Annotated in this window: 21 protein-coding genes; 17 read left to right on the forward strand and 4 right to left on the reverse strand. The window is 71.7% G+C overall.

Annotated elements, in window-relative coordinates; genetic code table 11:
* Window positions 1-170 precede the first annotated feature (170 nt).
* From AB0I91_RS42815 to AB0I91_RS42835, 5 genes are all read left to right on the forward strand, one after another.
* Window positions 171-2,291 carry a molybdopterin oxidoreductase family protein gene (locus tag AB0I91_RS42815; RefSeq protein ID WP_498783862.1) on the forward strand — a complete coding sequence of 707 codons (2,121 nt, stop codon included), beginning with the start codon at window positions 171-173 and terminating at the stop codon, window positions 2,289-2,291.
* Between the two features lie 11 nt (window positions 2,292-2,302).
* The gene (locus AB0I91_RS42820; protein ID WP_499618542.1) at window positions 2,303-4,048 is read left to right on the forward strand and encodes an AMP-dependent synthetase/ligase; all 1,746 of its coding nucleotides are present in this window, start codon (window positions 2,303-2,305) and stop codon (window positions 4,046-4,048) included.
* Between the two features lie 42 nt (window positions 4,049-4,090).
* Window positions 4,091-4,336, forward strand: coding sequence for a hypothetical protein (locus AB0I91_RS42825; RefSeq protein ID WP_499641974.1), 246 nt, complete (start codon window positions 4,091-4,093; stop codon window positions 4,334-4,336).
* 9 nt (window positions 4,337-4,345) lie between these two features.
* Window positions 4,346-4,909: an ArsR/SmtB family transcription factor gene (locus AB0I91_RS42830; RefSeq protein ID WP_498783868.1), complete on the forward strand. Its 564-nt coding sequence runs from the start codon at window positions 4,346-4,348 to the stop codon at window positions 4,907-4,909.
* Window positions 4,910-5,027: 118 nt separating this feature from the next.
* A complete protein-coding gene (locus AB0I91_RS42835) occupies window positions 5,028-6,413 on the forward strand; it encodes an alpha/beta hydrolase family protein (RefSeq protein WP_499641976.1) in 1,386 nt (461 codons plus the stop codon).
* Window positions 6,414-6,416: 3 nt separating this feature from the next.
* Here AB0I91_RS42835 and AB0I91_RS42840 read toward each other — a convergent pair whose 3' ends face one another.
* The gene (locus AB0I91_RS42840; protein ID WP_499618535.1) at window positions 6,417-7,313 is read right to left on the reverse strand and encodes an RNA polymerase sigma-70 factor; all 897 of its coding nucleotides are present in this window, start codon (window positions 7,311-7,313) and stop codon (window positions 6,417-6,419) included.
* Window positions 7,314-7,438: 125 nt separating this feature from the next.
* Between AB0I91_RS42840 and AB0I91_RS42845 the strand changes: the two genes are divergently transcribed.
* From AB0I91_RS42845 to AB0I91_RS42860, 4 genes are all read left to right on the forward strand, one after another.
* Entirely contained in the window at window positions 7,439-7,825 is a 387-nt protein-coding gene (locus AB0I91_RS42845) for a DoxX family protein (protein ID WP_499641978.1), read from the forward strand.
* A gap of 532 nt (window positions 7,826-8,357) precedes the next feature.
* On the forward strand, window positions 8,358-10,427 hold the full coding sequence (locus AB0I91_RS42850) for a PQQ-dependent sugar dehydrogenase (protein WP_499641979.1): 2,070 nt from the start codon (window positions 8,358-8,360) through the stop codon (window positions 10,425-10,427).
* A 141-nt stretch (window positions 10,428-10,568) separates the two neighbouring features.
* Window positions 10,569-11,027 (forward strand): hypothetical protein, encoded by a 459-nt coding sequence (locus tag AB0I91_RS42855; RefSeq protein ID WP_498783878.1) that lies wholly within the window; start codon window positions 10,569-10,571, stop codon window positions 11,025-11,027.
* Between the two features lie 59 nt (window positions 11,028-11,086).
* Window positions 11,087-11,995 carry a DUF1996 domain-containing protein gene (locus tag AB0I91_RS42860; RefSeq protein ID WP_499618529.1) on the forward strand — a complete coding sequence of 303 codons (909 nt, stop codon included), beginning with the start codon at window positions 11,087-11,089 and terminating at the stop codon, window positions 11,993-11,995.
* A gap of 12 nt (window positions 11,996-12,007) precedes the next feature.
* On the opposite strand, the gene AB0I91_RS42865 is transcribed toward AB0I91_RS42860, so the two are convergent.
* Window positions 12,008-12,406 carry a hypothetical protein gene (locus AB0I91_RS42865; protein ID WP_499641981.1) on the reverse strand — a complete coding sequence of 133 codons (399 nt, stop codon included), beginning with the start codon at window positions 12,404-12,406 and terminating at the stop codon, window positions 12,008-12,010.
* A gap of 432 nt (window positions 12,407-12,838) precedes the next feature.
* Here AB0I91_RS42865 and AB0I91_RS42870 point away from each other — a divergent pair, with 432 nt between their 5' ends.
* Window positions 12,839-13,390, forward strand: coding sequence for a sigma-70 family RNA polymerase sigma factor (locus tag AB0I91_RS42870; protein WP_498783884.1), 552 nt, complete (start codon window positions 12,839-12,841; stop codon window positions 13,388-13,390).
* Complete coding sequence (locus AB0I91_RS42875) at window positions 13,387-14,088, forward strand: anti-sigma factor family protein (protein WP_499641983.1); 702 nt, start codon at window positions 13,387-13,389, stop codon at window positions 14,086-14,088. The genes AB0I91_RS42870 and AB0I91_RS42875 overlap by 4 nt, the downstream gene beginning before the upstream one ends.
* Before the next feature lie 54 nt (window positions 14,089-14,142).
* On the opposite strand, the gene AB0I91_RS42880 is transcribed toward AB0I91_RS42875, so the two are convergent.
* Entirely contained in the window at window positions 14,143-15,099 is a 957-nt protein-coding gene (locus tag AB0I91_RS42880) for a zinc-binding dehydrogenase (protein ID WP_499618526.1), read from the reverse strand.
* 597 nt (window positions 15,100-15,696) lie between these two features.
* On the opposite strand from AB0I91_RS42880, the gene AB0I91_RS42885 reads away from it, so the two are divergent.
* Entirely contained in the window at window positions 15,697-16,455 is a 759-nt protein-coding gene (locus AB0I91_RS42885) for a DUF4383 domain-containing protein (protein WP_499641985.1), read from the forward strand.
* A 126-nt stretch (window positions 16,456-16,581) separates the two neighbouring features.
* Here the strand turns inward: AB0I91_RS42885 and AB0I91_RS42890 are convergent, their stop codons facing one another.
* The gene (locus tag AB0I91_RS42890; protein ID WP_499641987.1) at window positions 16,582-17,526 is read right to left on the reverse strand and encodes an aldo/keto reductase; all 945 of its coding nucleotides are present in this window, start codon (window positions 17,524-17,526) and stop codon (window positions 16,582-16,584) included.
* 72 nt (window positions 17,527-17,598) lie between these two features.
* On the opposite strand from AB0I91_RS42890, the gene AB0I91_RS42895 reads away from it, so the two are divergent.
* The 5 genes from AB0I91_RS42895 (at window position 17,599) to AB0I91_RS42915 (ending at window position 22,345) form a co-directional block, all read left to right on the forward strand.
* Window positions 17,599-18,255: a M50 family metallopeptidase gene (locus tag AB0I91_RS42895; RefSeq protein ID WP_498783893.1), complete on the forward strand. Its 657-nt coding sequence runs from the start codon at window positions 17,599-17,601 to the stop codon at window positions 18,253-18,255.
* A 722-nt stretch (window positions 18,256-18,977) separates the two neighbouring features.
* Window positions 18,978-20,762, forward strand: coding sequence for a thiamine pyrophosphate-requiring protein (locus AB0I91_RS42900; RefSeq protein ID WP_498783895.1), 1,785 nt, complete (start codon window positions 18,978-18,980; stop codon window positions 20,760-20,762).
* A gap of 9 nt (window positions 20,763-20,771) precedes the next feature.
* A complete protein-coding gene (locus tag AB0I91_RS42905) occupies window positions 20,772-21,755 on the forward strand; it encodes a TIGR03557 family F420-dependent LLM class oxidoreductase (RefSeq protein ID WP_498783897.1) in 984 nt (327 codons plus the stop codon).
* Complete coding sequence (locus tag AB0I91_RS42910) at window positions 21,752-21,946, forward strand: hypothetical protein (protein WP_499618520.1); 195 nt, start codon at window positions 21,752-21,754, stop codon at window positions 21,944-21,946. The genes AB0I91_RS42905 and AB0I91_RS42910 overlap by 4 nt, the downstream gene beginning before the upstream one ends.
* A gap of 108 nt (window positions 21,947-22,054) precedes the next feature.
* Entirely contained in the window at window positions 22,055-22,345 is a 291-nt protein-coding gene (locus AB0I91_RS42915) for a WhiB family transcriptional regulator (RefSeq protein WP_053720850.1), read from the forward strand.
* Window positions 22,346-22,419: the final 74 nt, after the last annotated feature.

Raw genomic sequence — 22,419 nt, forward strand, 5'->3', positions numbered from 1 at the left:
GGCCGTAGCCGGCAGGCCCGGCGGGGAAAAGCGTCCCGCCAGGCCTGCCGGCTCCGACCAGCCTAAGGCACCCGAACCCATGTCAAATCGGGCCTAGGTGGGTGCGTTCCGGGTCCGTGGTGGTTCGTTGCGGCCGGTGGCGTCGGGTTGTTTGGGCGTTGAGGAGGGGTATGCGCAGGGCGTTGACGACGTGTCCGCTGTGTGAGGCGACGTGTGGGTTGGAGTTGACGATCGAGGGCGATCGGATCACTGGTGTTCGTGGTGATCGGCAGGACACGTTCAGCGGTGGGTTCCTCTGTCCCAAGGGTGCGTCGTTGGGGGCGTTGGACGCCGATCCGGATCGGTTGCGCGGGCCGTTGGCGCGGCGTGGTGGGTCGTTCGAGGCGGTGTCGTGGGGTGAGGCGTTCGAGCTGGTCGATCAGCGGTTGAGCGCGGTTGTCGGTGAGCACGGTCGGGATTCGGTCGCGATGTACTTGGGGAATCCGACGGTGCACTCGTTGGCCGGTGGGTTGTACGCCGGTGGGTTGAGGAAGGCGTTGGGGTCGCGCAACTTCTTCACCGCGGCCACCGTGGACCAGATGCCCAAGCACGTGTCGTCAGGGCTGCTCTACGGGGGGATTTTCACCATTCCGGTGCCGGATGTGGACCGGACGGATTTCTTGTTGTTGTTGGGGGCGGATCCGTTCTCGTCGAACGGCAGTCTGTGGACGGTTCCGGATGCGCCGGGGCGGTTGAAGGCGTTGCGCCGGCGTGGTGGGGCGTTCGTGGTGGTCGATCCGCGTCGCAGTCGCACGGCGGCGGCTGCTGATCAGCACTTGGCGATCGTGCCCGGTACGGACGTGTTCCTGCTGTTGGCGATGGTGAACGAGTTGTTCGCGGCGTCGTTGGTGGATCTGAAGGACCTCGCGCCGCACGTGAACGGCGTGGAGGGGGTGCGGGAGCTGGCCCGGCCGTTCACGCCGGAGGCGGTGGCGTCGCGGTGCGGCATCGGGGCGGGGGAGATCCGGGCGTTGGCGCACCGGCTCGCGGCGGCGCCGCGGGCGGCGGTGTACGGGCGGATCGGCACGACGACGGTCGAGTTCGGCACGGTGGCCAGTTGGTTGGTGGACGTGCTGAACGTGCTGACCGGGAACCTGGACCGGCCCGGTGGGGCGATGTTCCCGATGCCCGCCCACATGCGGCGGGGGACGGGGACGGGCAAGGGGTTCGCGACCGGTCGGTGGCGCAGTCGGGTGCGGGGGTTGCCCGAGGTGGCGGGGGAGTTGCCGGTCGTCACGCTGGTCGACGAGATCGAGACGCCCGGCGAGGGGCAGGTCCGGGCGCTGGTGACGGTGGCGGGGAACCCGGCGTTGTCGGTGCCCAACTCCGCGCGGCTGGACGCGGCGCTGTCCACTTTGGACTTCATGGTGTCGGTCGACCCCTATCTGAACGAGACGACGCGGCACGCCGACGTCATCCTGCCGCCACCGCCGCCCAGCAGGCGTGCCCACTACGACCTGGCGTTCCTGTCGTTCGCGGTGCGGAACGTGGCGAAGTACTCGCCGCCCGCCGTGCCGCTCGGGCCGGACGAGCTGGACGAGGGCGAGATCCTGCTGCGGCTGACCGGGATCCTGGCCGGGCAGGGGGCGGACGCCGATCTCGACGCGTTGGTCGGGCTGTCGGGCGGGTCGGACCGCACCCGTGAGGAACGCCTGTTGGACGCGCGGTTGCGGGCCGGGGCGTACGGGTTGTCGGTGGACGACCTGCTGGAACGGCCGCACGGCGTCGACCTCGGGCCGTTGACGAGCCGGGTTCCGGAGGTCCTGCGCACGCCGTCCGGGCGGATCGAGCTGTGCCCCGAGCCGATCGAGGCCGACGTGCCGCGGGTGCTGGCGGCGTTGCGCGCGCCCGTCGACGGGATGGTGCTGGTCGGCCGGCGGCACCTGCGGTCGAACAACTCGTGGTTGCACAACGTGCCCGCGCTGGTGAAGGGCAAGCAGTTGTGCACGTTGCTGGTCAACCCGGCCGATGCCGAGCGGCTGGGTCTCGAGGACGGCGGGGTGGCGCGGGTGGCGTCGCGGGTGGGCGAGGTCGAGGCGACCGTGGAGGTCAGCGCCGACATGGCCGCCGGGGTGGTCAGCCTGCCGCACGGGTGGGGCCACGACCGGCCCGGCACGCGACTCGCCACCGCGCGCGCCCACCCCGGCGTCAACGTCAACCTGCTCACCGACGACCTGGCCGTGGACCCGCTGTCGGGCACCGCCGTGCTCAACGGCGTCCACGTGCGCGTCACCCCTTCCGCAGCCCAGTGAGGAGCACCGCCATGCCCGTGACCACGGCGCGCGTCATCGCCGACCTGCCTTTCGTGGCCGCCCAGGCGCACGACGACCGGGTGGCGTGGCGCCACCGGCGTGACGGGCAGTGGCACGACCTGACGTTCACCGAGGTCGCCGAGTGGGTCATGGAACTGGCGTCCGGGCTGGTGCACCTGGGCGTTGAGCCGGGCGACCGGGTGTGCGTGCTGGCGGACACCCGGGTCGAGTGGTCGGCGGCGGAGCTGGCGGTGCTCGCCGCAGGCGGCATCGTGGTGCCGATCTACCCGTCGAGCGCGGCGGAGGAGTGCGCGTGGATCATCGGCGACTCGGGCGCGGTGCTCGTGGTCGCGGAGAACGAGGCGCAGCGGGCCAAGGTCGAGTCGATCCGCGAGCAGGTGCCGTCGTTGCGGGACGTGGTCGTGATCGAGGGCGGCGGGCTGGACGAGCTGCGCTCGCAGGGCCGCACGTCGCCGTTGCCGGGCGAGCTGGACGACCGCCGTGCCGCGATCGACCCCGACGACCCGACCGTGATCATCTACACCTCGGGCACGACGGGTCCGCCCAAGGGCTGCGTGCTGACCAACCGGAACTGGCTGACGATGTGCCGGCTCAGCGAGGAGCTGTCGTACGTCCTGCCGGACGACGTGGCGTACCTGTTCCTGCCGCTGGCGCACGTGTTCGCGCAGATCGTGCACCTGGGCGCGCTGTACACCGGCCACACGGTCGCGTTCTACGGCGGTGACGCGTCGAAGATCGTGGCGGAGCTGGCGGAGGTGCGGCCGACGTTCCTGCCGTCCGTGCCCCGGATCTTCGAGAAGATCTACACCGTCGCCACGGCCGGCGTGCCGGAGGAGCAGTTGCGGCAGGCGGTGAAGGTGGGGCTGGCCGTGCGCCGGTCGCGGGCCGCGGGTCAGCCGGTGCCACCCGACCTGGCCGCCGCGTTCGAGCGGGTGGACCCGGTGTTCGCCAAGGTCCGGGCGATCTTCGGGGGCAGGCTGCGGCAGGCGTTGTCCGGGGCGGCGCCCATCTCGGTGGAGGTGCTGGAGTTCTTCACGGCCGCCGGCGTGCCCGTGCTGGAGGGGTACGGCATGAGCGAGTCGACGGGTGTCGGCACGGTGAACACGTTGGCGCGGCACAAGCTCGGCTCGGTCGGCACGTACGGGATGGCGGGGCTGCAGCTGAAGGTGGCCGAGGACGGCGAGCTCCTGATGCAGGGGCCGCACGTGTTCGCGGGCTACTGGAACAACCCCGCCGCCACCGCCGAGGTGCTGACCGACGGCTGGCTGCACACCGGCGACCTCGGCGAGGTCGACGACGACGGCTTCGTCACCATCACGGGTCGCAAGAAGGACATCATCATCACCGCCGGCGGCAAGAACATCGCGCCCGCGAACGTCGAGAACCAGCTCCGCCAGTCGCGCTGGATCTCGCACGCGGTGGTCTACGGGGACCTCAAGCCGTACCTGGTCGCGCTGATCACCTTGGACGTGGACGAGATCGTGCCGTGGGCTCAGGCCAAGGGCCTGCCGACCGACCTGCCCGCCCTGGTCCGCACGCCCGAGGTGCGTGACCTGGTGCAGGGCGTGGTGGACGAGGCGAACTCCCACTTCGCGCACGTCTCGCAGGTCAAGCGCTTCACCGTGCTGGACCGCGACCTGAGCCAGGACGTGGGCGAGCTGACCCCGACGTTGAAGGTGAAGCGGAAGGTGGTGCACTCCACGCACGCCGCGCTGTACGACGGGCTCTACAGCTGATCGACTGCGGGGTGTCGATCGGACGGAGACGGAGGTCGGGCGGTGGACCGGACGGCGTTGGACGTGCTCGCGGCGGGCATGGCCGGCGGGGATGGCGAGCAGGTGTTCCGCGAGCTGCGGGAACGGGGGCACTCGCCCATCGCGACCATCTACGTCGCGTCACGCGTCCTGGGGCTGTCGTTGGCGGAGGCGAAGGCCGCGCTCTTCCGGAGCGACGCGTGGCGTGACCGGCGGGACGACTGGGGGCGACTGCACGACGAGGTTGCAAAGGGGTCTTTGCAACAGTAGCTTTGCATCATGGTCGCACCACGCGAGATCTCCGACGTCGACGAACTGCGGACGCTGGCGCACCCGTTGCGCCAGCGCATCCTGCGCCACCTCGGGCAGCACGGGCCGGCGACGGCCAGCGCCCTGGGCAAGGCGCTCGGCGAGAGCAGCGGTGCGACCAGTTACCACCTCCGGATGTTGGCGAAGCACGCGTTCGTGGAGGAAGTGCCCGAACGCGCGCACGGCCGTGAACGGTGGTGGCGGGCGCCCGTGCAGGACTTGCGCGGGCCCCGCGCGCCGGAGGACCCGGAAGTGCGCACCCTCGTGGACCAGCTCAGGCAGCTCAAGCTGGCCGCCGACCAGGAGCTGTTCGACGAGTTCCTGGCCCGGCGGTCGGAGCTGGGCGAGTGGGCGGACGCGCTGCCGTACTCGCGCGGCTCGGTCCGGGTGACGCTGCCCGAGCTGCACGAGTTCTTCGACGAGTACATGGCGCTGCTCAAGCGCTACCAACGACCGGTGGACGAGACGCCCGCGGACGCGCGGCACGTCGCCGTGCGCTTCTTCGCGTTCCCCGTCCCCGCGGACCGCCCCTGACCTGAAGCCCGGGCCGTCGAGCTGGCACTCGACGACCCGGGCGGGCGGAAGCCGCAGCACCACGCCGAAACCGGCGTGTTCCTCGTACGTGCGAACCTCCTCGGGAAGGAGAGCACCCGTGCTCCCCGAACGCAACTCGCGACTTCGTCGTGCCCTCATCCGGTTGCTCGCGGCACTGGCCGTCGGCACGGCGGCGGCCGCGTGGTCACCGCCCGCCCACGCGGACCAAGCCGGTCTGGTCGAGCAGGACATCACCTTTTCGAGTGGAGAGCTGACGCTCCACGGCACCGTGATCGCCCCCGACGCGGACACCCAGCACCCGGCCGTGGTGATGGTGCACGGCTCCGGCCGGGTCGCGCGGGACGGCTACCGCCAGGAGGCGGAGGCGTTCGCGCGGGCCGGCATCGTCACGCTGATCTACGACAAGCGGCCGAAGCGGTCCAAGTCCGACGTCGACTTCGAGCTCCTGGCCGACGACGCGCTGGCCGCCCTGCGCGCGCTGAAGGCCCACCCCGGCGTCGACCCGGCCCGGACCGGCCTGTGGGGCGTCAGCGAGGGTGGTTGGGTGGCGCCGCTGGCCGCGGCCGGCTCGACCGACGTCGCCTTCGTGGTCACGGTCGGCGCACCCGGCACGGCGCCCGAGCGCCAGCAGTCCTGGAACCTCGACAACCGGCTCGCCGCCGCCGGCGTGTCCGGCTCGCTGGTGGACACCGTCTCCCGCACGACGCTCGGCCTGCTCGTCGGCGCGGGGCTGTTCCCCGAGGCCGGCTACGACCCGGCGCCGGTGCTGGCCCGGATCACCCAACCGGTGTTGGCCCTGTGGGGTGACCTCGACCGGGTGATCCCTGGCGCGGAGAGCATGCGCGTGTTCCAGGAGTCACTCGACCGGGGCGGCAACCGCGCCTACACCCTCCGCGCGGTGCCCGGCGCCGATCACACCATGCGCCGGTCGCCGGACGGCTTCCAACGCGGCGAGGAGGTCTCCCCGGCCTACCTGGAGCAGGTCGCCACCTGGGTGAACAGCACCGGACCGCGCACGGTCGACGTCGGCCCGCCGCCGCGGCAGGAGCGGCAGAGCACGCCGGTCGAGCCCGGGTCGCCGGCGGTGCAGCTGATCGCGGTGGGAGTGCTGCTGCTGGTGTTCGCGGGGTACGGGCTGAGCGCGTTCCGCCGGCTGCGGAGCACGCGACCCGTGCGTCGACCGGCGCGCGTGCTCGCCGCGACCGGCCTGCTGAGCGTGCTCGGCCTGTTCGGCTACCTCGGCCACCTGGCGTCGAGCGGCGCGCGGAGCCTCGGCCCGGTGGTGCTCGGCCGGCCGCTGCCGTGGCTCGCGCTGCAGGTCCTGGCGGTGGCGGTGGTGGCGGCGACCGCGGTCACCGCGACGAGGGCGTGGCGGGCCAGGGCCGACCTCACGGCGGGGCACCGGGTGCGGCTGGGCCTGCTGGTGGCCGGTGGCGTGCTGTTCGTGCCCTGGGCCGTCCACTGGGGCCTGCTGCTGCCGTAGCCGTCACCGGCTCAGGGCGGTCTCCCGCTCCACGTGCGACAGCTTCTCCGGGTTGCGCATGAAGTAGAGCCCGGTGATCAGGCCGTCCTCGACCCGCGCCGCCACGACGCCGTCCAGCTCGCCGTCGAGCCGGAGGATCACCGCCGGGCCGCCGTTGAGCTGCGCCGGCTCGGCCGTCGTCCGCGTGCCGACGACGTCCCAGCGGGCGGCCAGGAAGCGGGCCACCTTGTCCGCGCCGACGACGGGCTTGCGCGCGGCCTGCTTGAGCCCGCCGGCGTCGCTGAGGATGACGACGTCCGGCGCGAGCACGTCGAGCAGGCTCTGCAGGTCACCGGTCTCGACCGCCCGCTGGAACGCCGCGAGCGCGGCCCTGGCCTCGGCCGGGTCGGTGCCACCGCGCGGCCGGCGCTCGGCGACGTGGGCCCTGGCCCGGTGCGCGATCTGGCGCACCGCGGCCGGGGTCTTGTCGACGGCTTCGGCGATCTCGTCGTAGCCGACGTCGAACACGTCGCGCAGCACGAACACCGCCCGCTCGGTCGGCGCGAGCGTCTCCAGCACCAGCAGCATCGCCATCGAGACGCTGTCGGCCAGCTCCACGTCCTCGGCGACGTCGGGCGTGGTCAGCAGCGGCTCGGGCAGCCAGGGGCCGACGTAGGACTCCTTGCGCCTGCCGAGCGCGCGCAGCCGGGTGAGCGCCTGGCGGGTGACGATCCGGACCAGGTACGCGCGCTGGTCGCGCACGGTGTCGAGGTCGACGCCCGTCCACCGCAGCCAGGTCTCCTGGACGACGTCCTCGGCGTCGGCGGCCGAGCCGAGCAGCTGGTAGGCGACGGTGAAGAGCAGGTTGCGGTGGGCGACGAACGCCTCGGTCGCGGGACGCGTCTCCGCCGTGCTGCCCATCGGTCGCTCCTGTTCGTCCGCCACCGGTCCGACGCCGTGTAACGCGCGTCACGCGACCGGCCTGTCACAGGGCTCGCGACACCGGCGTCTCCTGGTCGACAAGTCGCTCGACCAGGAGGAACGCCATGAACCTCGCCCTGTGGATCGTCACCGGCGTGCTCGCCGCCGCCTACTTCTTCGGCGGCGGCGGCAAGCTCGTCCTGTCCAAGCAGAAGATAGCCGCCACCGGGCACAGCGCGGCGTGGACCGAGGACTGGAGCGCCGGCTCCATCAAGGCCATCGGCGTGTTGGAGATGCTGGGCGCGTTGGGGCTGGTCCTGCCCGCCGTGCTCGACGTCGTGCCGGTCCTGGTGCCGTCGGCCGCCTTCGGCCTGATGGTCGTCATGGTCGGCGCGGCGGTCGTCCGCTTCCGGCGTGGGGAGTTCAAGCTGATGGTGGTGGACTTCGTGTACCTCGCGCTGCTGGCCTTCGTGCTGTGGGGTCGTCTCGTCGCCGAGCCCTTCACGGGATGACCACGGTGCGCGCAGACCTCCTCGGGCGACCCGACCTGCTGCACGGCGCCGTCGCGCAGCACCACGAGCCGGTCGGCCGGCGCCAACGCCTCCTCCCAGTCGTGCGGGACGTACCCGGTGGTCAGCCCGAGCGACCGGTGCGGATGGCGGATCTCGGCGCGCACCGCCAGCCGCAACGAAGCGTCCGGATTGGACAGTGGCTCGTCCATCAGCCGGGCAGGAGCACGGCGGGTCGGAGCACGGCGGGTCGGAGCGTGGCGGGCCGGACCTCGGCGGGTCGGCGGAACCGCGACGTCGGGCGCATCCGCTCCCCCTCTCCAACCGGGACACCACTGGACGCTGGTGGGGAAAGCCCTTACCGTTTCGGGTAGCAGGACGAATGACGACACGCGACCGGCTCGGGGGTCGACAGTTGCGCAAGTTCCGCAAACTCAGACCTTGACGCTCGCGCACGTCCCGTCCTCATCTGCCGCCGCCGCCGCGCCAATCCCCCGGTGTTCCGGGGGAGTCGTCAACGACTGTGGAGGCATCTGTGGCACCCCGTACCAGGAGAGCCTGGTCGACCTCGCTCGGCTCGCTCGCCACCGCGCTCGCCGTGGTGGCGTCCGCCCTGGTGTCCGCCGCGCCCGCGAGCGCGGCTCCCGTCCTGCTCTCCCAAGGAAAACCGGCCACCGCGTCCTCTTCCGGCAGTTCCGGCTTCGCGCCCTCGGCGGCGGTGGACGGCAACTCCTCCACCCGCTGGGCCAGCCAGGGCGGCATCGACCCGTCGTGGATCCAGGTCGACCTCGGCGCGGTGGCGACGATCACGCGGGTCCGGCTCCAGTGGGACCTGTCGTGCGCGCGCGGCTACCGGCTCGAGACGTCGTCGAACGCGAGCACGTGGACCAGCGTCCACACCACCGCGAACGGCGCGGGCGGCGTGGAAGACCTCGTGGTGAGCGGAAGCGGTCGCTACGTCCGGATGTACGGCACGACGCGCTGCCGCACGGCGTCCTACTACGGCTACTCGTTGCAGGAGTTCCAGGTGTTCGGCGAGACCGGGCAGGCGGACACCACGCCGCCGTCACCGCCGGCGAACCTGCGCTCGGCCAACGTCACGCCCACGTCGGTCGACCTGGCCTGGGACCCGGCGACCGACAACGTCGGCGTGACGTCCTACGAGGTCTACCAGCGCGGCCAGTTCGTCAAGTCCGTCACCGGCACGTCCACCACGATCACCGGCCTGAACCCCAACGGCTCGTACGTCTACTACGTCAACGCCAAGGACGCCGCGGGCAACATCTCCCAGGCGGGCAACAACCTCGAGGTGACCACACCGCCCGCGCAGACCGACACCGAGCGGCCGACCACCCCCACGGGGCTGCGCGTCACGGGCGTCACCGCGAACTCCGTGTCGCTGGCGTGGAACCCGTCCACCGACAACGTCGGCGTGACCCGCTACGAGGTCCTCGCGGGCGGCGCGCCGGTGGGCGAGACCACGGGCACGTCGGCCACCATCGGCGGGCGCAGCCCGAACACCTCGTACCTGATGAACGTGCGGGCGTACGACGCGGTGGGCAACGTGTCCGACTGGAGCATGGCGATCACCGCCACCACGTCGTCCGGCGGGGACCAGGTCGGCGCGGTGACGCAGCTGGCGACGGACAACGACGTGCCGTGGGGCTTGGACTTCCTGCCCGACGGGTCGGGCGTCTACTCGCGGCGCGACGCGTTCGACATCGTCAAGCTGTCGCCGTCCGGAGTGAGGACCACCCTGGGCACGGTGCCGAACGTCGTCACGACGAACGGTGAAGGCGGCCTGCTGGGCATCGAGGTGTCGCCGACCTTCGCCTCCGACAACTACCTGTACATCTACCACACGGCCGCGAACGACAACCGGATCGTGCGGATGAAGGTGCAGAACAACGCGCTGGTGCAGTCCTCGTTGCAGGTGCTGCTCACCGGCATCCCGCGCAACCGCTACCACAACGGCGGCCGGCTGCGGTTCGGCCCGGACGGCAAGCTGTACGCGGGCACCGGCGACGGCCAGAACGCCAACTGGGCGCAGGACCTGTCCAACCTGGGCGGCAAGGTGTTGCGGCTCAACGCCGACGGCTCCGCGCCGACCGACAACCCGTTCTACGGCAACGGCGGCAACGCCCGGTACGTGTGGACCTACGGGCACCGCAACGTGCAGGGCCTGGCGTTCGACGGCCAGGGCAGGCTGTGGCAGGCCGAGCTGGGCAACACGATCATGGACGAGCTGAACCTGTCCGAGCGCGGCGGCAACTACGGCTGGCCGTCGTGCGAGGGCACGTCGGGCAACTGCTCCGGCTACGTCGCGCCGAAGCGGACGTGGAGCACGGCGAGCGCCTCGCCCAGCGGCATCGCCATCGTCAACAACGCCCTGTACATGGCCACGCTGCGCGGCAGCAGGCTCTACCGGATGGTCATCAGCGGCACGTCGGTCGGCTCGGAGACGACCCACTTCCAGGGCACGTACGGCCGGCTGCGCACCGTCGAGCCCGCGCCGGACGGCAGCCTCTGGCTGACCACCAGCGACGACCGGGACAGCACGCCGAACAACTCCAACAGCCGCATCCTCCGGGTGCAGCTGAACTGAGCGGTCCCGACCGCGCGCGAGGCGGTCCCGGTCGACCCGGGGCCGCCTCGTCGCGTGTCGGGCCGGTGAACCGGACGTCCCGCGGGCACGTGTCATGACTGCCGCTCGGGACACGTCCGAGCCCGAGCCGAACGGGAAGAGATGCGCGACCCGATCCTCGAACGCGCGCTGCGCCAGGTCCGCGCGGAGCGGGCGCGCGACCGCGGCCGCCGCGGTGGCGTCGTCGCGGCGGTGAGCACCGCGCTCGCCGTCGCGGTGCTGGCCGGCGGGGTCCACCTCGGCCGGCGCAGCGCGCCCGGGCAGCGGCTGCTGGACGCCACCGCGGCCGACGGCGTGCGGCTGACCACGACGGTGACGCCCGCCGACGGCTGGGTGCGGCTGAGCGCGGTGGTGGCCGGCGTCGACGCGGGGGAGCGGTGCCGGCTCGTGGTCACCGACGTGCGCGGCCTGCGTTACGCGGCGGGCGGCTGGATCGCCTCGCGGCGCGGCGACACCGCCCTGGCGGGCGCCGCCGTGGTCGACCCGGACGAGCTCGCCGCCGTCAGCGTCGTCACCGAGGACGGCCGCGTCCTGGTCACCTCGCCGACCCCGGTGCCCTGATCTGCCCACTCGGGCAGAGGCGCGCGTCGCACGCCCGGCGTCCGAATAAGCTGTGGGCCGTGAGGTGGTCGCCGCTGCTGCTGGTGCTCGTGCTGGCGGCGGGCTGCGCGGACGGCCGCACCGTGGCCATCGACGAGGTGCCGGTGGCGGTCGAGTCGGTCACCACCACCCAGGACGCGTCCACCGGCACGTTCCGCGTCGACTGCGGGCGCAACGAACCACGCCACCTCAACGCCGACAACATGGTCATCGCGCCGGGTCAGCCGTCCGGCGCGCACCACACCCACGAGTACGTCGGCAACCTGAGCACGAACGCGGGCTCCACCGACGACTCGCTGGCCGCCGCCGGGACCACCTGCCCGGCGGAGGACCGGTCCACCTACTACTGGCCGGTGCTGCGGCTGACCGACCGGACCGGGCACGACGAGCACGCGCCGGGCGGCGGCGCGCACGGCAACACCGGCGAGGTGCTGCCGCCGTCGAGGGTGGAGATCACGTTCACCGGCAGCCCGGTCAGCGAGGTCGTGCCGATGCCGAGGTTCCTGCGCATGATCACCGGCGACCCGGCCGCGCTGACCAGCGGCCGCGGCCGGGCGCGGTGGAGCTGCACCGGGTTCGAGGACCGGCACACCGACCGCTACCCGGAGTGCGCGCCGGGCAGCGCGGTGCTGCGCACGTTCGACTTCCCGAGCTGCTGGGACGGCCGCAACACCGACAGCCCGAGCCACCGGGCGCACGCCGAGTTCCCCGGGTCGAACGGGGTGTGCCGGCCGGGCACGTTCCCGGTGCCGAAGCTGCGCGTGCGCGTCGCCTACGACGTGCCGGCCGGGCGGCCCTACGCCCTCGACAGCTTCCCCGAGCAGCGGCGCGACCCGCGCACGGACCACGCGATGTTCGTCAACGTCATGCCGGTCGGGCTGATGGACCGCGTCACGTCCTGCCTGAACGCCGGCGAGACCTGCGCCTAGCCCGGCGACCGGTCAGTCGTCCTCGCCCTTGATGCGCGGCGACGTGGCGCAGTTGTACCGGGCGCCGTCGCTGGTGTTCTGCTGGCAGATCGTGAACGTGTAGTCGGCGTTCTCGAGGAGCACGTCGACGTTGTTGGAGGTGCAGTCGTCGTTGTTGCCGTTGCCGTCCCGGATCCAGGCGAAGTGGTTCCAGCTGCCGTCCCGCTGCCGGACGTTGAGCCGGCCGGACACCCCGACGTCGTCGGTCTTGGTGTCGCAGATCTTGTAGATGTCACCACTGTCGTCGTAGCTCATCCGGGCGACACCGTCCGGGTGCGACCAGGCGTCGCTGATCGCCATCGCGCCGGGGGCGGTGGACAGGACCAATCCGAGCACCATTAAGAGCGTCGCGATCACATTCCTGGGTTTCATCGACAATCCCTCTCGTCGGATGTCCGTCGACCTTCAGGTCGACGTGCCCGGCGGAAGCTACCCACGTGTTTCCGGCTTGTCCACGGTCCACAGGTGCGGAGTAGCGTGCCCGCGGTCATTGTGCTTACCCTCGTGGAGGCAGGCATAGTGCCTGGTCAGTGCCCTTTGGTGTCATCACGCGGTCGTTTTCGGATATCGCCGGTGACGCAATTCTGCCCACCCGGTCGGGGGAGATTACCGAAGTGTCGTGCCGAGCTGGGCTATTCCGTTCCGTCCGGAATTTCGGGCCCGCGGTGATCGTACCCACTTGGCCGTCGCGGCGGTCGCCCGGTGCGGCCGCGGGCACACCCGCGAAACTCGTCCCGCCCCGAGGTGAACCGAACCCGGCCGGCGTCCGTGTCCGGGGAGGGAGTTGACGAGAGGAGTGGGTGGATGGCGGCTCTGTGGTCCCGGAAACGGGAGGCCGCGGCCGACGAGGCACTGATCCGATCCCTCTACGAGGAGCACGGTCGGGCGCTGCTCGCGTACGCGACGCGGCTGACCGGCGATCGGGCGTCGGCCGAGGACGTCGTCCAGGAAACCCTCGTGCGCGCGTGGCGGCACCCGGACGCCTTGGTGAACGGCAAGGGCTCGGTCCGGGGGTGGCTGCTCACGGTGGCGCGCAACATCGTCACCGACCGGTTCCGGGCGAAGGCGGCCCGGCCCCAGGAGGTGGCGGAGGCGCCCACGGCCACGCCGGTGCAACGCGACCACGCGGACTCCGTCGTCGACTCGGTGGTGGTGCTCGAAGCGCTGGACCGGCTGTCGTCCGACCACCGCGACGTGCTCATGGAGATCTACTTCCGCGGCCGGAGCGTGACGGAGGCGGCCGAGGCGTTAGGGGTGCCGCCGGGCACGGTGAAGTCGAGATCCCACTACGCGCTGCGGGCGTTGCGAGAGACGTTCGTCGGGCAACAGGTCGCGCTGAAGGGGGTGGCCGGATGACCACGAACCACGATCCACAGCTGCTCGGCGCATACGTGCTGGGCGCGCTCGACGAGCGGGAGGCACGTGCGGTGGAGGACCACTTGGCGTCCTGCCCGCGGTGCGACGAGGAGTTGGCCGAGCTGCGAGCGATGGAGGAGGCCATGGGCGACGTGCCGCCCGAGGCGTTGCTCGACGGCCCGCCCGAGGACGGCGAGCTGCTGCTGCGGCGCACGCTGCGGCAGGTGCGGTCCGAGCGCGGCGCCCGGCTGCGCCGCCGCCAGGTCGGCCTGGGGCTGGTCGCGGCGGCCGCGGCCGCGGTCGTGCTCGGCGGTGGTTTCGCGGTCGGCCGCGGCACCGCGCCCGACGTGGGCGCCGTGCCGGGGACGACGACCGCGCCCGCGCCGCCCGCCGGGACGAAGCTCGGGTCGGCCACCGACCCGGTCACCGGCGTGCGGATGACCGTGCAGGTCAGGCCCGCCGCCGGGTGGGTGCGGGTGAACGCCTCCGTCGCGGGCGTCGCGCAGGACGAGAAGTGCAGGCTGATCGTCGTGGCGAAGGACGGCCGGACCGCGGAGGCGGGCAGCTGGCTCGTCTCGGCGGCCGGTGAGGAGGACGGCACCAACCTCGACGGCTCGGCGCTCATCGCGCCCGAGGACGTCGCGGCGATCGAGGTGCGCAACTTCGACGACGAGCGGATCGTCACGGTGCCGGTGTAGCCGGGGGTGACCCGGTGAGGCCCTCGCGCGCGGGGGCCTCACCGGTGTCGGGGGTCAGGGCTTGAGCACGACCTTGCCCACGGTGGCGCGGCCCTCCAGCGCGGCGTGCGCCTTGGCGGCCTCGCTGAGCGGGAACGTCGTGGTCAGCGGGGTGAGCCTGCCCTCGGCCAGCGCGCGCATCGACAGCTCCTCCAGCCCGCGCAGGTTCGTGCCCTTCATCATCCGCGGCCCGACGACGACCGACGCGGTGATGCCGAGGCGGTAGAGGTCCGAGGTGTCGATGGCGGTGGGCGCGCCCGCCGACCAGCCGAACAGCAGGATCCGGCCACCGACGCCGAGCAGCTCCAGCGACTTGCGGCCGGCCTCACCGCCGACGCCGTCGAGCACGACGGTGACCTGCCCGATGCCCTCGTCCCAGTCCGGGCGCGTGTAGTCGGCCACCACGTCCGCGCCCAGCTCGCGGACCAGGTCCAGCTTGGCAGTGCTCGCCACGCCGACCACCTTGGCCCCGACCGCCTTGGCCTCCTGCACGAACAACGCGCCGAGCCCGCCCGCCGCCGCGGTCACCAGGACCACGTCGTCGGCGGTGAGCTCGGCGATGCGCAGCACGCCGACGGCGGTGCGGCCGGTGCCGATCATGGCCACGGCCGCGTCGTCGGACACGTGGTCGGGCAGCTCGTGCAGCGAGGCGGCGTTCGCCACGGCCTGCTCCGCGTACCCGCCGCTGGCCTGGCCGAGGTGCGCGACGACGCGCTTGCCCAGCCAGTGCGGCTCGACCCCGTCACCCAGCGCGGTGACGACCCCCGCGACCTCCCGGCCCGGCGTCATGGGCAGCGCGGGCAGCGGGAACGGCCCGCCGTGCTCACCCCGGCGGATCGCCGTGTCGAGCAGGTGCACCCCGGCCGCGGACACCGCGACCCGCACCTGGCCCGCGGCCGGCTCCGGGTCCGGCGCCTGCTCGTAGCGCAGGTTCTCGGCCGGACCGAACTCGTGCTGAACGATGGCGTGCATCACTTGATCCCCTCTGAAGTCCTGCGCGCCACGCTAGGAGTTCGAGTTAAGTCGAGGTCAAGCGATCGTGCCCGATGGTCTCGGAGGTCGGTCCGACCAATTCGCGAACGCCGAAATTCCTTTGACGTGAGCGGCTTGTTCGGAGATAGTCGTACCGACACCGCGGTGGTGTTCGACGAACCACAAAGGGGACCTTCGTGAACAGCAGGGAGACCGAGTGGAACGGCTCCGCGACGCGTGCGTCCGGTGACCGGGGCCAGCGCTCCTGACCTGCCCGTACGTCAATAAGACGATACGGTGCGTGATTATTCGAAAAACTTATCGGTCTATTGGCCGTAATGATCGGCGCGCATTTGGCGTGGCACTGGCGGCCCGACCTTCATGGGGTGGGTCGGGGCGGATAAACCCCGGCACGACGGGGCGTGTGACTCCTGTCGGGAAAGGGGGGACGGGTTCGTGCGCCCGTCCCCCGCCGCCATTCGGCCCAAGAACCGGGCCCGGGCGGCGGCGGGCTGTTTGCGGTTCAGGCGCGACGGGTAGTCGGTGGGCGTCCGGAGCCCGGTCAGACGGGCTCGTGGTCCTCAGTTGGAGGGCGAGATGACCCACCACTCGACGGTCGGTCGCGTCAAGGTCGCGGGCCTGCAACCCGCCCAGGTGCTCGCAGGCCTGGTCGGTTTGGTCTTCCTCGCGTTGGGTGTGCTGGGCTTCGTGCGCACGGGGTTCGGCGACTTCGCGGGCGACCAGCACGCGATGCTGCTCGGGTTCGCGCTGAACCCGCTGCACAACGTGGTCCACCTGGCGTTCGGCGTGCTCGGCCTGCTGATGGCGAGCACGTCCGGCCTGGCCCGGCTGTACGGCTGGATCCTGTTCCTCGGCTACGGCGCCGTGCTGCTGTGGGGCCTGGCCCTGGCCGGGGTGTTCTCCACCAACCCGGTCGCCGGCCTCGGCAACCCGCTGGCGCTCAACGTCAACGACAACTGGCTGCACCTCGGCCTCGCCGCCGTCGGTCTGCTGATCGCGGTGCTGCCGGCGCGGCGGAAGATCGTGGCGGAGGAGCCGGTCGACACGCGCACCGGCGAGCCGATCGCCCCGATGGTCGATCCTGCCGCTCCTGGTGGTCCCGGGGAGGCGGAGCGGCGTCGGGAGCAGGCCCGGTACGAGCGGGAAGCGAGCATTCGCGACCCCAAGGCCGATCCGGTGACGCAGGAGATGCCGGCGCAGCGCACCGACGACGTGCCGCACGGCGCGCACCGCGACCAGCGGATCGAGTCGGTGGACCCGACCGTGAACCCGCGGCCGGTCCAGCCGATCGACCCGGCCATCGCGGAGCAGCACAAGTCGCGGTTCAGCCGGTGACGTTCGCGGTCAGTCGGTTGTGCAACCGATCCTGATGCGCTGACGGCAAGACGTGCGGTGCACGGTCCCGAGCGGACCGTGCACCGTCGTGCGTTGCCGGCTCGTGCGTTGCCGGCTCGTGCGGGGTCAGGCCGCTGAGTCCATGCGGTCCACCTGGTCGTCGTCCAGTTTGATCTCCAGCGCGCCCAGGGTCTCCTCCAGCTGTGCGAGCGAGGTGGCGCCCACCAGCGGGATGATGTCCTGCCGCATCAGCCACGCGAGCACGACCTGGTTGACGGTGGCGCCGAGCTCCGCCGCGACCTCGTGCAGCACCTTCAGCCGCCGAGTGGTGCCGGGGTGGTCGTAAGCCTCGCCCAGCGGCTTGTCCCGGTACCTGCCCGAGAGCAGCGCCGAGTACGCCACGAGCGTGACGTCGCCCTCCGCCCGCGCGTAGTCGAGCAGCTCGGCGGTCATGTGCACGTGACCGCCCTCGGGCAGCTTCACACCCGGCCGCGGGCGGAGGTAGCTGTACCGCTGCTGCACGGCGTTGTAGAGCGGCCAGCCGTTGGCCCGCGAGACCGCCCGTGCCCGGTCGAAGCGCCACGTGGCGTGGTTGCTGGCGCCGATCTCGCGCACCGTGCCGGCTTCGACGAGGGACGCGAACCCGCCGAGGGTGTCCTCCAGCGTGACGCTGCGGTCCTCGATGTGGCTGTAGTAGAGGTCGATGTGGTCGATGCCCAGCCGTGCCAGGCTCGCGGCGGCGGCGCGGCGGACCGTGTCGCCGGCCAGGCCCTCGGCGTTCTCCAGCCCGGTGCCTGGCGTCAACGGCCGCGCGCCCATCTTGGTGGCCACGACCATGTCGTCGCTGTTGCCGCGCGCGGCCAGCCAGCGACCGACCATGTGCTCGCTCTCGTCGCCCGTGCCACCGTCCCAGAACACGTAGTTGTTGGCCGTGTCCAGGAACGTGCCGCCCGCCTCGGCGAAGCGGTCCATGATCGCGAACGAGGTCTGCTGGTCGACTGAGGTGCCGAACGGCAGCGTGCCCAGCGCCAGGGCGCCGACCTCCAGTGAACCGATGCGCTGTCGTCTCATGGCGGTCAGCCTGGATGCTGGAGCGCGGTCCAGGTCAAGCCCCTGGTGCGGCCCCTGGCATGCTGGGTGGCGATGTCGACTCTGACGAAATGGGCTCCCGCCGTGTTGGCGCTGGTCCTGGTGGCCAGTCCGGGCGTGTGGCGGTACAGCAGGCACGTCATCACCATCGCGCACGAGGCCGGGCACGCCCTGGTCGCGCTGCTCACCGGCCGGCGGCTGGAGGGCATCAAGCTGAACTCCGACACGTCCGGGGTCACCGTGTCGCGTGGCAGGCCGACCGGGTTCGCGGTCGTGCTGATGTACTTCGCGGGGTACGTGACGCCGTCGTTGCTCGGGTTGGGCGCGGCGGTCCTGGTGACGTCCGAGCAGGTCCGGCCGTTGCTGTGGGCGACGGTCGGGTTGCTGGCCGGAATGCTGATCATGATCCGCAACGCGTTCGGCGTGCTGTCGGTCGTGGTGACGGGGGCGGTGATGTTCGCCGTGTCGTGGTACGCGACGGCGGAGTGGCAGGCGGCGTTCGCGTTGTTCGTGACGTGGTTCTTGTTGTTGGGCGGGGTGCGGCCGGTGGGTGAGTTGCAGCGGCGGCGGATGCGGGGGCTGGCGCGGCAGTCCGATGCCGATCAGCTGGCGCGGATCACGCGGGTGCCCGGGTTGGTGTGGGTGCTGCTGTTCGCCGGGGTTGCGGTGGGGACGCTGATGGTGGGCGGTCGGCTGCTGCTGCCGTTGTAGGGGTTTGGTCTTGGGCTGGGGGTCGGGTGGATCCTGGTTCAGTCCGGCTCGATTTGACATGGGGCCCTTACGGGCACCCCAGGCAGGCCAAAGCCGGGCAGGCCTGGCGGGAAAAGCGTCCGCCAAGCCTGCCCGGCTTCGACCAGCCTATGGCACCCGAACCCATGTCAAATCGGGCCTAGGTGCGGGCGCTGCGGGCCCGTTGTTGCTGGTTGTGGGGTGGTTGGTGAGGGGTTGGTGAGGGGTTGGCAGACCACTCGACCGGGCGAAGAGTGCAACCAAGGACAACCCAAACCGCATTTCTCACGTTAGCCGGATAAAACGGCCGGCCCGGCGGCGGCGGACGTCGCTATGACCGTCGGCAACAGCCATAGTTTCCGCCACGGCCACCGTCACAGCCCTCAACGCCCGTCAGGCCGTCAGGTGCCATTTGCGCTCCCGCCAACCTGGCTCACCGCCGACCCGTCCCAAGGCCCGCCGCGTCCGCCACGCCCTGCGCCCCCCCCGCCAGCGCCCTGCGCGCGTCGCCAGGCGCGCCCGACCGCGATTGCCAGGTCGGTGGCGCCCCGCTTGCCTCGCCAGCCCGCACCAGAGCCACCCCCCGCACCAGGCCCACCAAGCGCGCCGGCCGTAGGAACCTCGCTTGCCCATCCCAGGCCTTTGGCGGCGTGGGGGTAAGGGCTGGTGGGTCGGGTAACCCGTTCTTTTCTAGGGAGGACGCCATGACCGACACCGTCGCCGACTTCGTGCTGCGCCGCCTGCGTGATTGGGGAGTCGAGCACGTCTTCGCCTATCCGGGTGACGGCATCAACGGGCTGGTTTCGGCTTTCGGGCGTAGTGGCGATCGGCCGAGGTTTGTGCAGGCGCGGCACGAGGAGATGTCCGCGATGCAGGCCGTGGGCTATGCCAAGTTCGGTGGGCGGGTCGGGGTGTGCATGGCCACGTCGGGGCCCGGGGCGATCCACCTGTTGAACGGGCTGTACGACGCGAAGTTGGACCACGTGCCGGTGGTGGCGATCGTCGGGCAGACCGCGCGCACCGCGATGGGTGGCAGCTATCAGCAGGAAGTGGACCTGCACTCGTTGTTCAAGGACGTCGCGTCGGAGTACCTGGTCGACGTGACCGTCCCCGAGCAGTTGCCCAACGCGCTGGACCGCGCCATCCGCACCGCCGAGTCGCAGCGGGCGCCCACGGCGCTGATCATTCCGGCCGACGTCCAGGAGTTGGAGTACTCGCCGCCTGAGCACGCCTTCAAGCACGTGCCCTCCAGCGCCCCCAGCCGGGGGTGGGCCACCGCGGTCCCCTCCACGGACGACGTCGAACGCGCGGTCGAGGTGTTGAACGCGGGGGAGCGCGTGGCGGTGCTCGTCGGGCAGGGGGCGCGCGGGGCCGGTGGTGAGGTTCGCCAGGTGGCCGAGGTGCTGGGGGCCGGGGTGGCGAAGGCGTTGTTGGGCAAGGACGTGCTGCCCGACGACGAGCCGTGGGTGACCGGGGCGATCGGGTTGTTGGGCACGAGGCCGAGCTACGAGCTGATGCGGGACTGCGACACGTTGTTGATCGTCGGGTCGAGCTTCCCGTACTCGCAGTTCCTGCCCGAGTTCGGCCGCGCGCGGGCGGTGCAGGTGGACGTCGACGGGCGGTTCATCGGGATGCGCTACCCGACCGAGGTGAACCTCGTCGGTGACGCCGGGGCGACGTTGCGGGCGATGCTGCCGTTGCTGCGGCGCAAGGAAGACCGGACCTGGCGGGAGACCGTCGAGGGCAACGTGGCCGAGTGGTGGGAGACGTTGCGGCGGCAGTCCTTCGTGGACGCCGACCCGGTGAACCCGATGCGGATCATGTGGGAGCTGTCGTCCCGGTTGCCGGAGGACGCGATCGTGACCGCCGACTCGGGGTCCGCGGCGAACTGGTACGCCCGCCTGGTCAAGTTGCGCGGCCGGATGCGCGGGTCGTTGTCGGGCACGTTGGCGACGATGGGCGCCGGGGTGCCGTACGCGATCGGGGCGAAGTTCGCGCACCCGGAACGCCCGGTGGTCGCGTTGGTCGGCGACGGCGCGATGCAGATGAACGGGCTGGCCGAGTTGATCACCATCGCCCGCTACTACGAGGAGTGGGCGGATCCGCGGTGCGTGGTGTGCGTGCTGCACAACAACGACCTCAACCAGGTGACGTGGGAGCTGAGGGCGATGGGCGGCGCGCCGAAGTTCGAGGAGTCGCAGGTGCTGCCCGACATCGGCTACGCGGCGTTCGCGCGGGCCGTCGGGTTGGGCGGGATCGACGTGTCCGACCCGGCCGACCTGGGCGGCGCGTGGGACGAGGCGCTGTCCGCCGCCCGGCCCGTGGTGCTGGACGTGCGGTGCGACCCGAACCTGCCTCCCATCCCGCCGCACACGACGTTCGAGCAGGCCAAGGCCACCGCCGAGGCGATGCTCAAGGGCGACCCGGACGCGTGGGACGTGGTCAGGCGCGGGGTGGCGACCAAGGTTCAGGAATTCCTGCGCGGGTAACCGGTGGCCATGGTCAGCATCGGTTACTTCCTCTCCAGCGAGGAACACGGACCGCGCGAGCTGGTGGCGCAGGCGCGGTGGGCGGAGCAGGCCGGGTTCGAGCGCCTGTGGATCTCCGACCACTACCACCCGTGGAACCGCGAGCAGGGCAACAGCCCGTTCGTGTGGTCCGTCATCGGCGCGCTGTCGGAGGTCACCTCCTTGCCCGTCACGACCGCTGTCACCTGTCCGACGCTGCGGATTCACCCGGCCGTGGTGGCACAGGCCGCGGCGACGGCCGCCGTCCAGTGCCGGGGCGGGTTCACCCTCGGCGTCGGCACCGGCGAGGCGTTGAACGAGCACATCTTCGGCGACCCGTGGCCGTCCGCGCCGGAACGGCTGGAGATGCTGGAAGAGGCCGTCGAGGTGATGCGGGCGCTGTGGACCGGCGAGGAGGTCAGCCACCGCGGCGAGCACTACACGGTCGAGAACGCGCGGCTCTACACGGTGCCGCCGTCACCCGTTCCGGTGTACGTGTCGGCGTTCGGGCCGAAGGCGGCGGAGGTGGCCGGGCGCATCGGCGACGGCCTGTGCTCCACCATGCCGGACGCGTCGCTGGTGGCGAAGTTCCGCGCCGCCGGCGGTGAGGGCAAGCCCACCCAGGCCGGGTTCAAGGTGTGCCACGCGTCGTCCGCCGAGGAGGCCGTGAAGACGGCGCACCGGCTGTGGGCGAACGAGCAGCTGCCCGGCGAGCTGGCCCAAGTGCTGCCGACGCCACGGCACTTCGAGCAGGCGTCGACGCTGGTCACCGAGGACATGGTGGCCTCGGCGCTGCCCGTCGGGCCCGACCCGCGGCCGTACCTCGACCGCGTCCGCGAGTTCGCCGACGCGGGCTACGACGAGGTGTACGTGAGCCAGATCGGCCCGGACCAGGAGCGGTTCTTCTCGTTCTGGGCCGAGTCCGTCGCGCCCGAGCTGGAGGGCGCCTTCGCCACGCCGGGAGGAGTGCGATGACCGATCCGAACGAACGCCCGCTGGACGAGATCGAGCAGCTGGACGAGGACGAGCTCGGCGTCGACCCGCTGGAGCGCGGCGTCGAGCCGCCCGAGCACTGGAGCGCCGCCGACCGCCACGGCACCACGCCGCGCGAGCTGCGCGAGGGCGAGACCCTCGACCAGCGGCTGGCGCAGGAGGAACCGGAGTAATCCACCTCCACCGGTAATCCATCCGATGAGGCGCACCACGTTTGCCCCCCGGGGACCAGCGGGTAAGCCGTGATCAAGCACCTGTGACACCGCAAGGGGGTTCATCCGATGACCAGCACCGCGCGCCTGCCCAAGCCCGTGACCGACGTCTGGGACTGGCAGAAGGAAGGGTTGTGCCGAGGCCGTGACAGCGCGGTCTTCTTCCACCCCGACAACGAGCGCGGCTCCGCCCGAGCCGCTCGCGAGGACAAGGCCAAGCAGCTCTGCGCCCGCTGCCCCGTCGTGGACCCGTGCCGCGAGCACGCGCTCGCGGTGCAGGAGCCGTACGGGGTCTGGGGCGGCATGGGCGAGGACGAACGCCGTCGCATCATCGCCAACCGCCGCCGCTCCGCCGCCTGAGCACCGACCTGGCCGCCGCCGGTCGGGCCGCCCCCGCCCTCCGGACCCCAGAATCGCGCGGAGGGCGCCTGACC

Origin of the sequence: Actinosynnema sp. NPDC049800, assembly GCF_040656635.1 — a bacterium.
Taxonomy (GTDB): domain Bacteria; phylum Actinomycetota; class Actinomycetes; order Mycobacteriales; family Pseudonocardiaceae; genus Actinosynnema.

Excerpts from the sequence above, each read along its gene's own strand:
- AB0I91_RS42830 (WP_498783868.1), top strand. The coding sequence starts at position 4,346 with ATGGTCGCACCACGCGAGATCTCCGACGTCGACGAACTGCGGACGCTG.
- AB0I91_RS42915 (WP_053720850.1), top strand. The coding sequence starts at position 22,055 with ATGACCAGCACCGCGCGCCTGCCCAAGCCCGTGACCGACGTCTGGGAC.
- AB0I91_RS42870 (WP_498783884.1), top strand. The coding sequence starts at position 12,839 with ATGGCGGCTCTGTGGTCCCGGAAACGGGAGGCCGCGGCCGACGAGGCA.
- AB0I91_RS42855 (WP_498783878.1), top strand. The coding sequence starts at position 10,569 with ATGCGCGACCCGATCCTCGAACGCGCGCTGCGCCAGGTCCGCGCGGAG.
- AB0I91_RS42865 (WP_499641981.1), bottom strand. The coding sequence starts at position 12,406 with ATGAAACCCAGGAATGTGATCGCGACGCTCTTAATGGTGCTCGGATTG.
- AB0I91_RS42820 (WP_499618542.1), top strand. The coding sequence starts at position 2,303 with ATGCCCGTGACCACGGCGCGCGTCATCGCCGACCTGCCTTTCGTGGCC.
- AB0I91_RS42895 (WP_498783893.1), top strand. The coding sequence starts at position 17,599 with ATGTCGACTCTGACGAAATGGGCTCCCGCCGTGTTGGCGCTGGTCCTG.
- AB0I91_RS42875 (WP_499641983.1), top strand. The coding sequence starts at position 13,387 with ATGACCACGAACCACGATCCACAGCTGCTCGGCGCATACGTGCTGGGC.
- AB0I91_RS42815 (WP_498783862.1), top strand. The coding sequence starts at position 171 with ATGCGCAGGGCGTTGACGACGTGTCCGCTGTGTGAGGCGACGTGTGGG.
- AB0I91_RS42880 (WP_499618526.1), bottom strand. The coding sequence starts at position 15,099 with ATGCACGCCATCGTTCAGCACGAGTTCGGTCCGGCCGAGAACCTGCGC.
- AB0I91_RS42890 (WP_499641987.1), bottom strand. The coding sequence starts at position 17,526 with ATGAGACGACAGCGCATCGGTTCACTGGAGGTCGGCGCCCTGGCGCTG.
- AB0I91_RS42840 (WP_499618535.1), bottom strand. The coding sequence starts at position 7,313 with ATGGGCAGCACGGCGGAGACGCGTCCCGCGACCGAGGCGTTCGTCGCC.
- AB0I91_RS42885 (WP_499641985.1), top strand. The coding sequence starts at position 15,697 with ATGACCCACCACTCGACGGTCGGTCGCGTCAAGGTCGCGGGCCTGCAA.
- AB0I91_RS42845 (WP_499641978.1), top strand. The coding sequence starts at position 7,439 with ATGAACCTCGCCCTGTGGATCGTCACCGGCGTGCTCGCCGCCGCCTAC.
- AB0I91_RS42900 (WP_498783895.1), top strand. The coding sequence starts at position 18,978 with ATGACCGACACCGTCGCCGACTTCGTGCTGCGCCGCCTGCGTGATTGG.
- AB0I91_RS42905 (WP_498783897.1), top strand. The coding sequence starts at position 20,772 with ATGGTCAGCATCGGTTACTTCCTCTCCAGCGAGGAACACGGACCGCGC.
- AB0I91_RS42910 (WP_499618520.1), top strand. The coding sequence starts at position 21,752 with ATGACCGATCCGAACGAACGCCCGCTGGACGAGATCGAGCAGCTGGAC.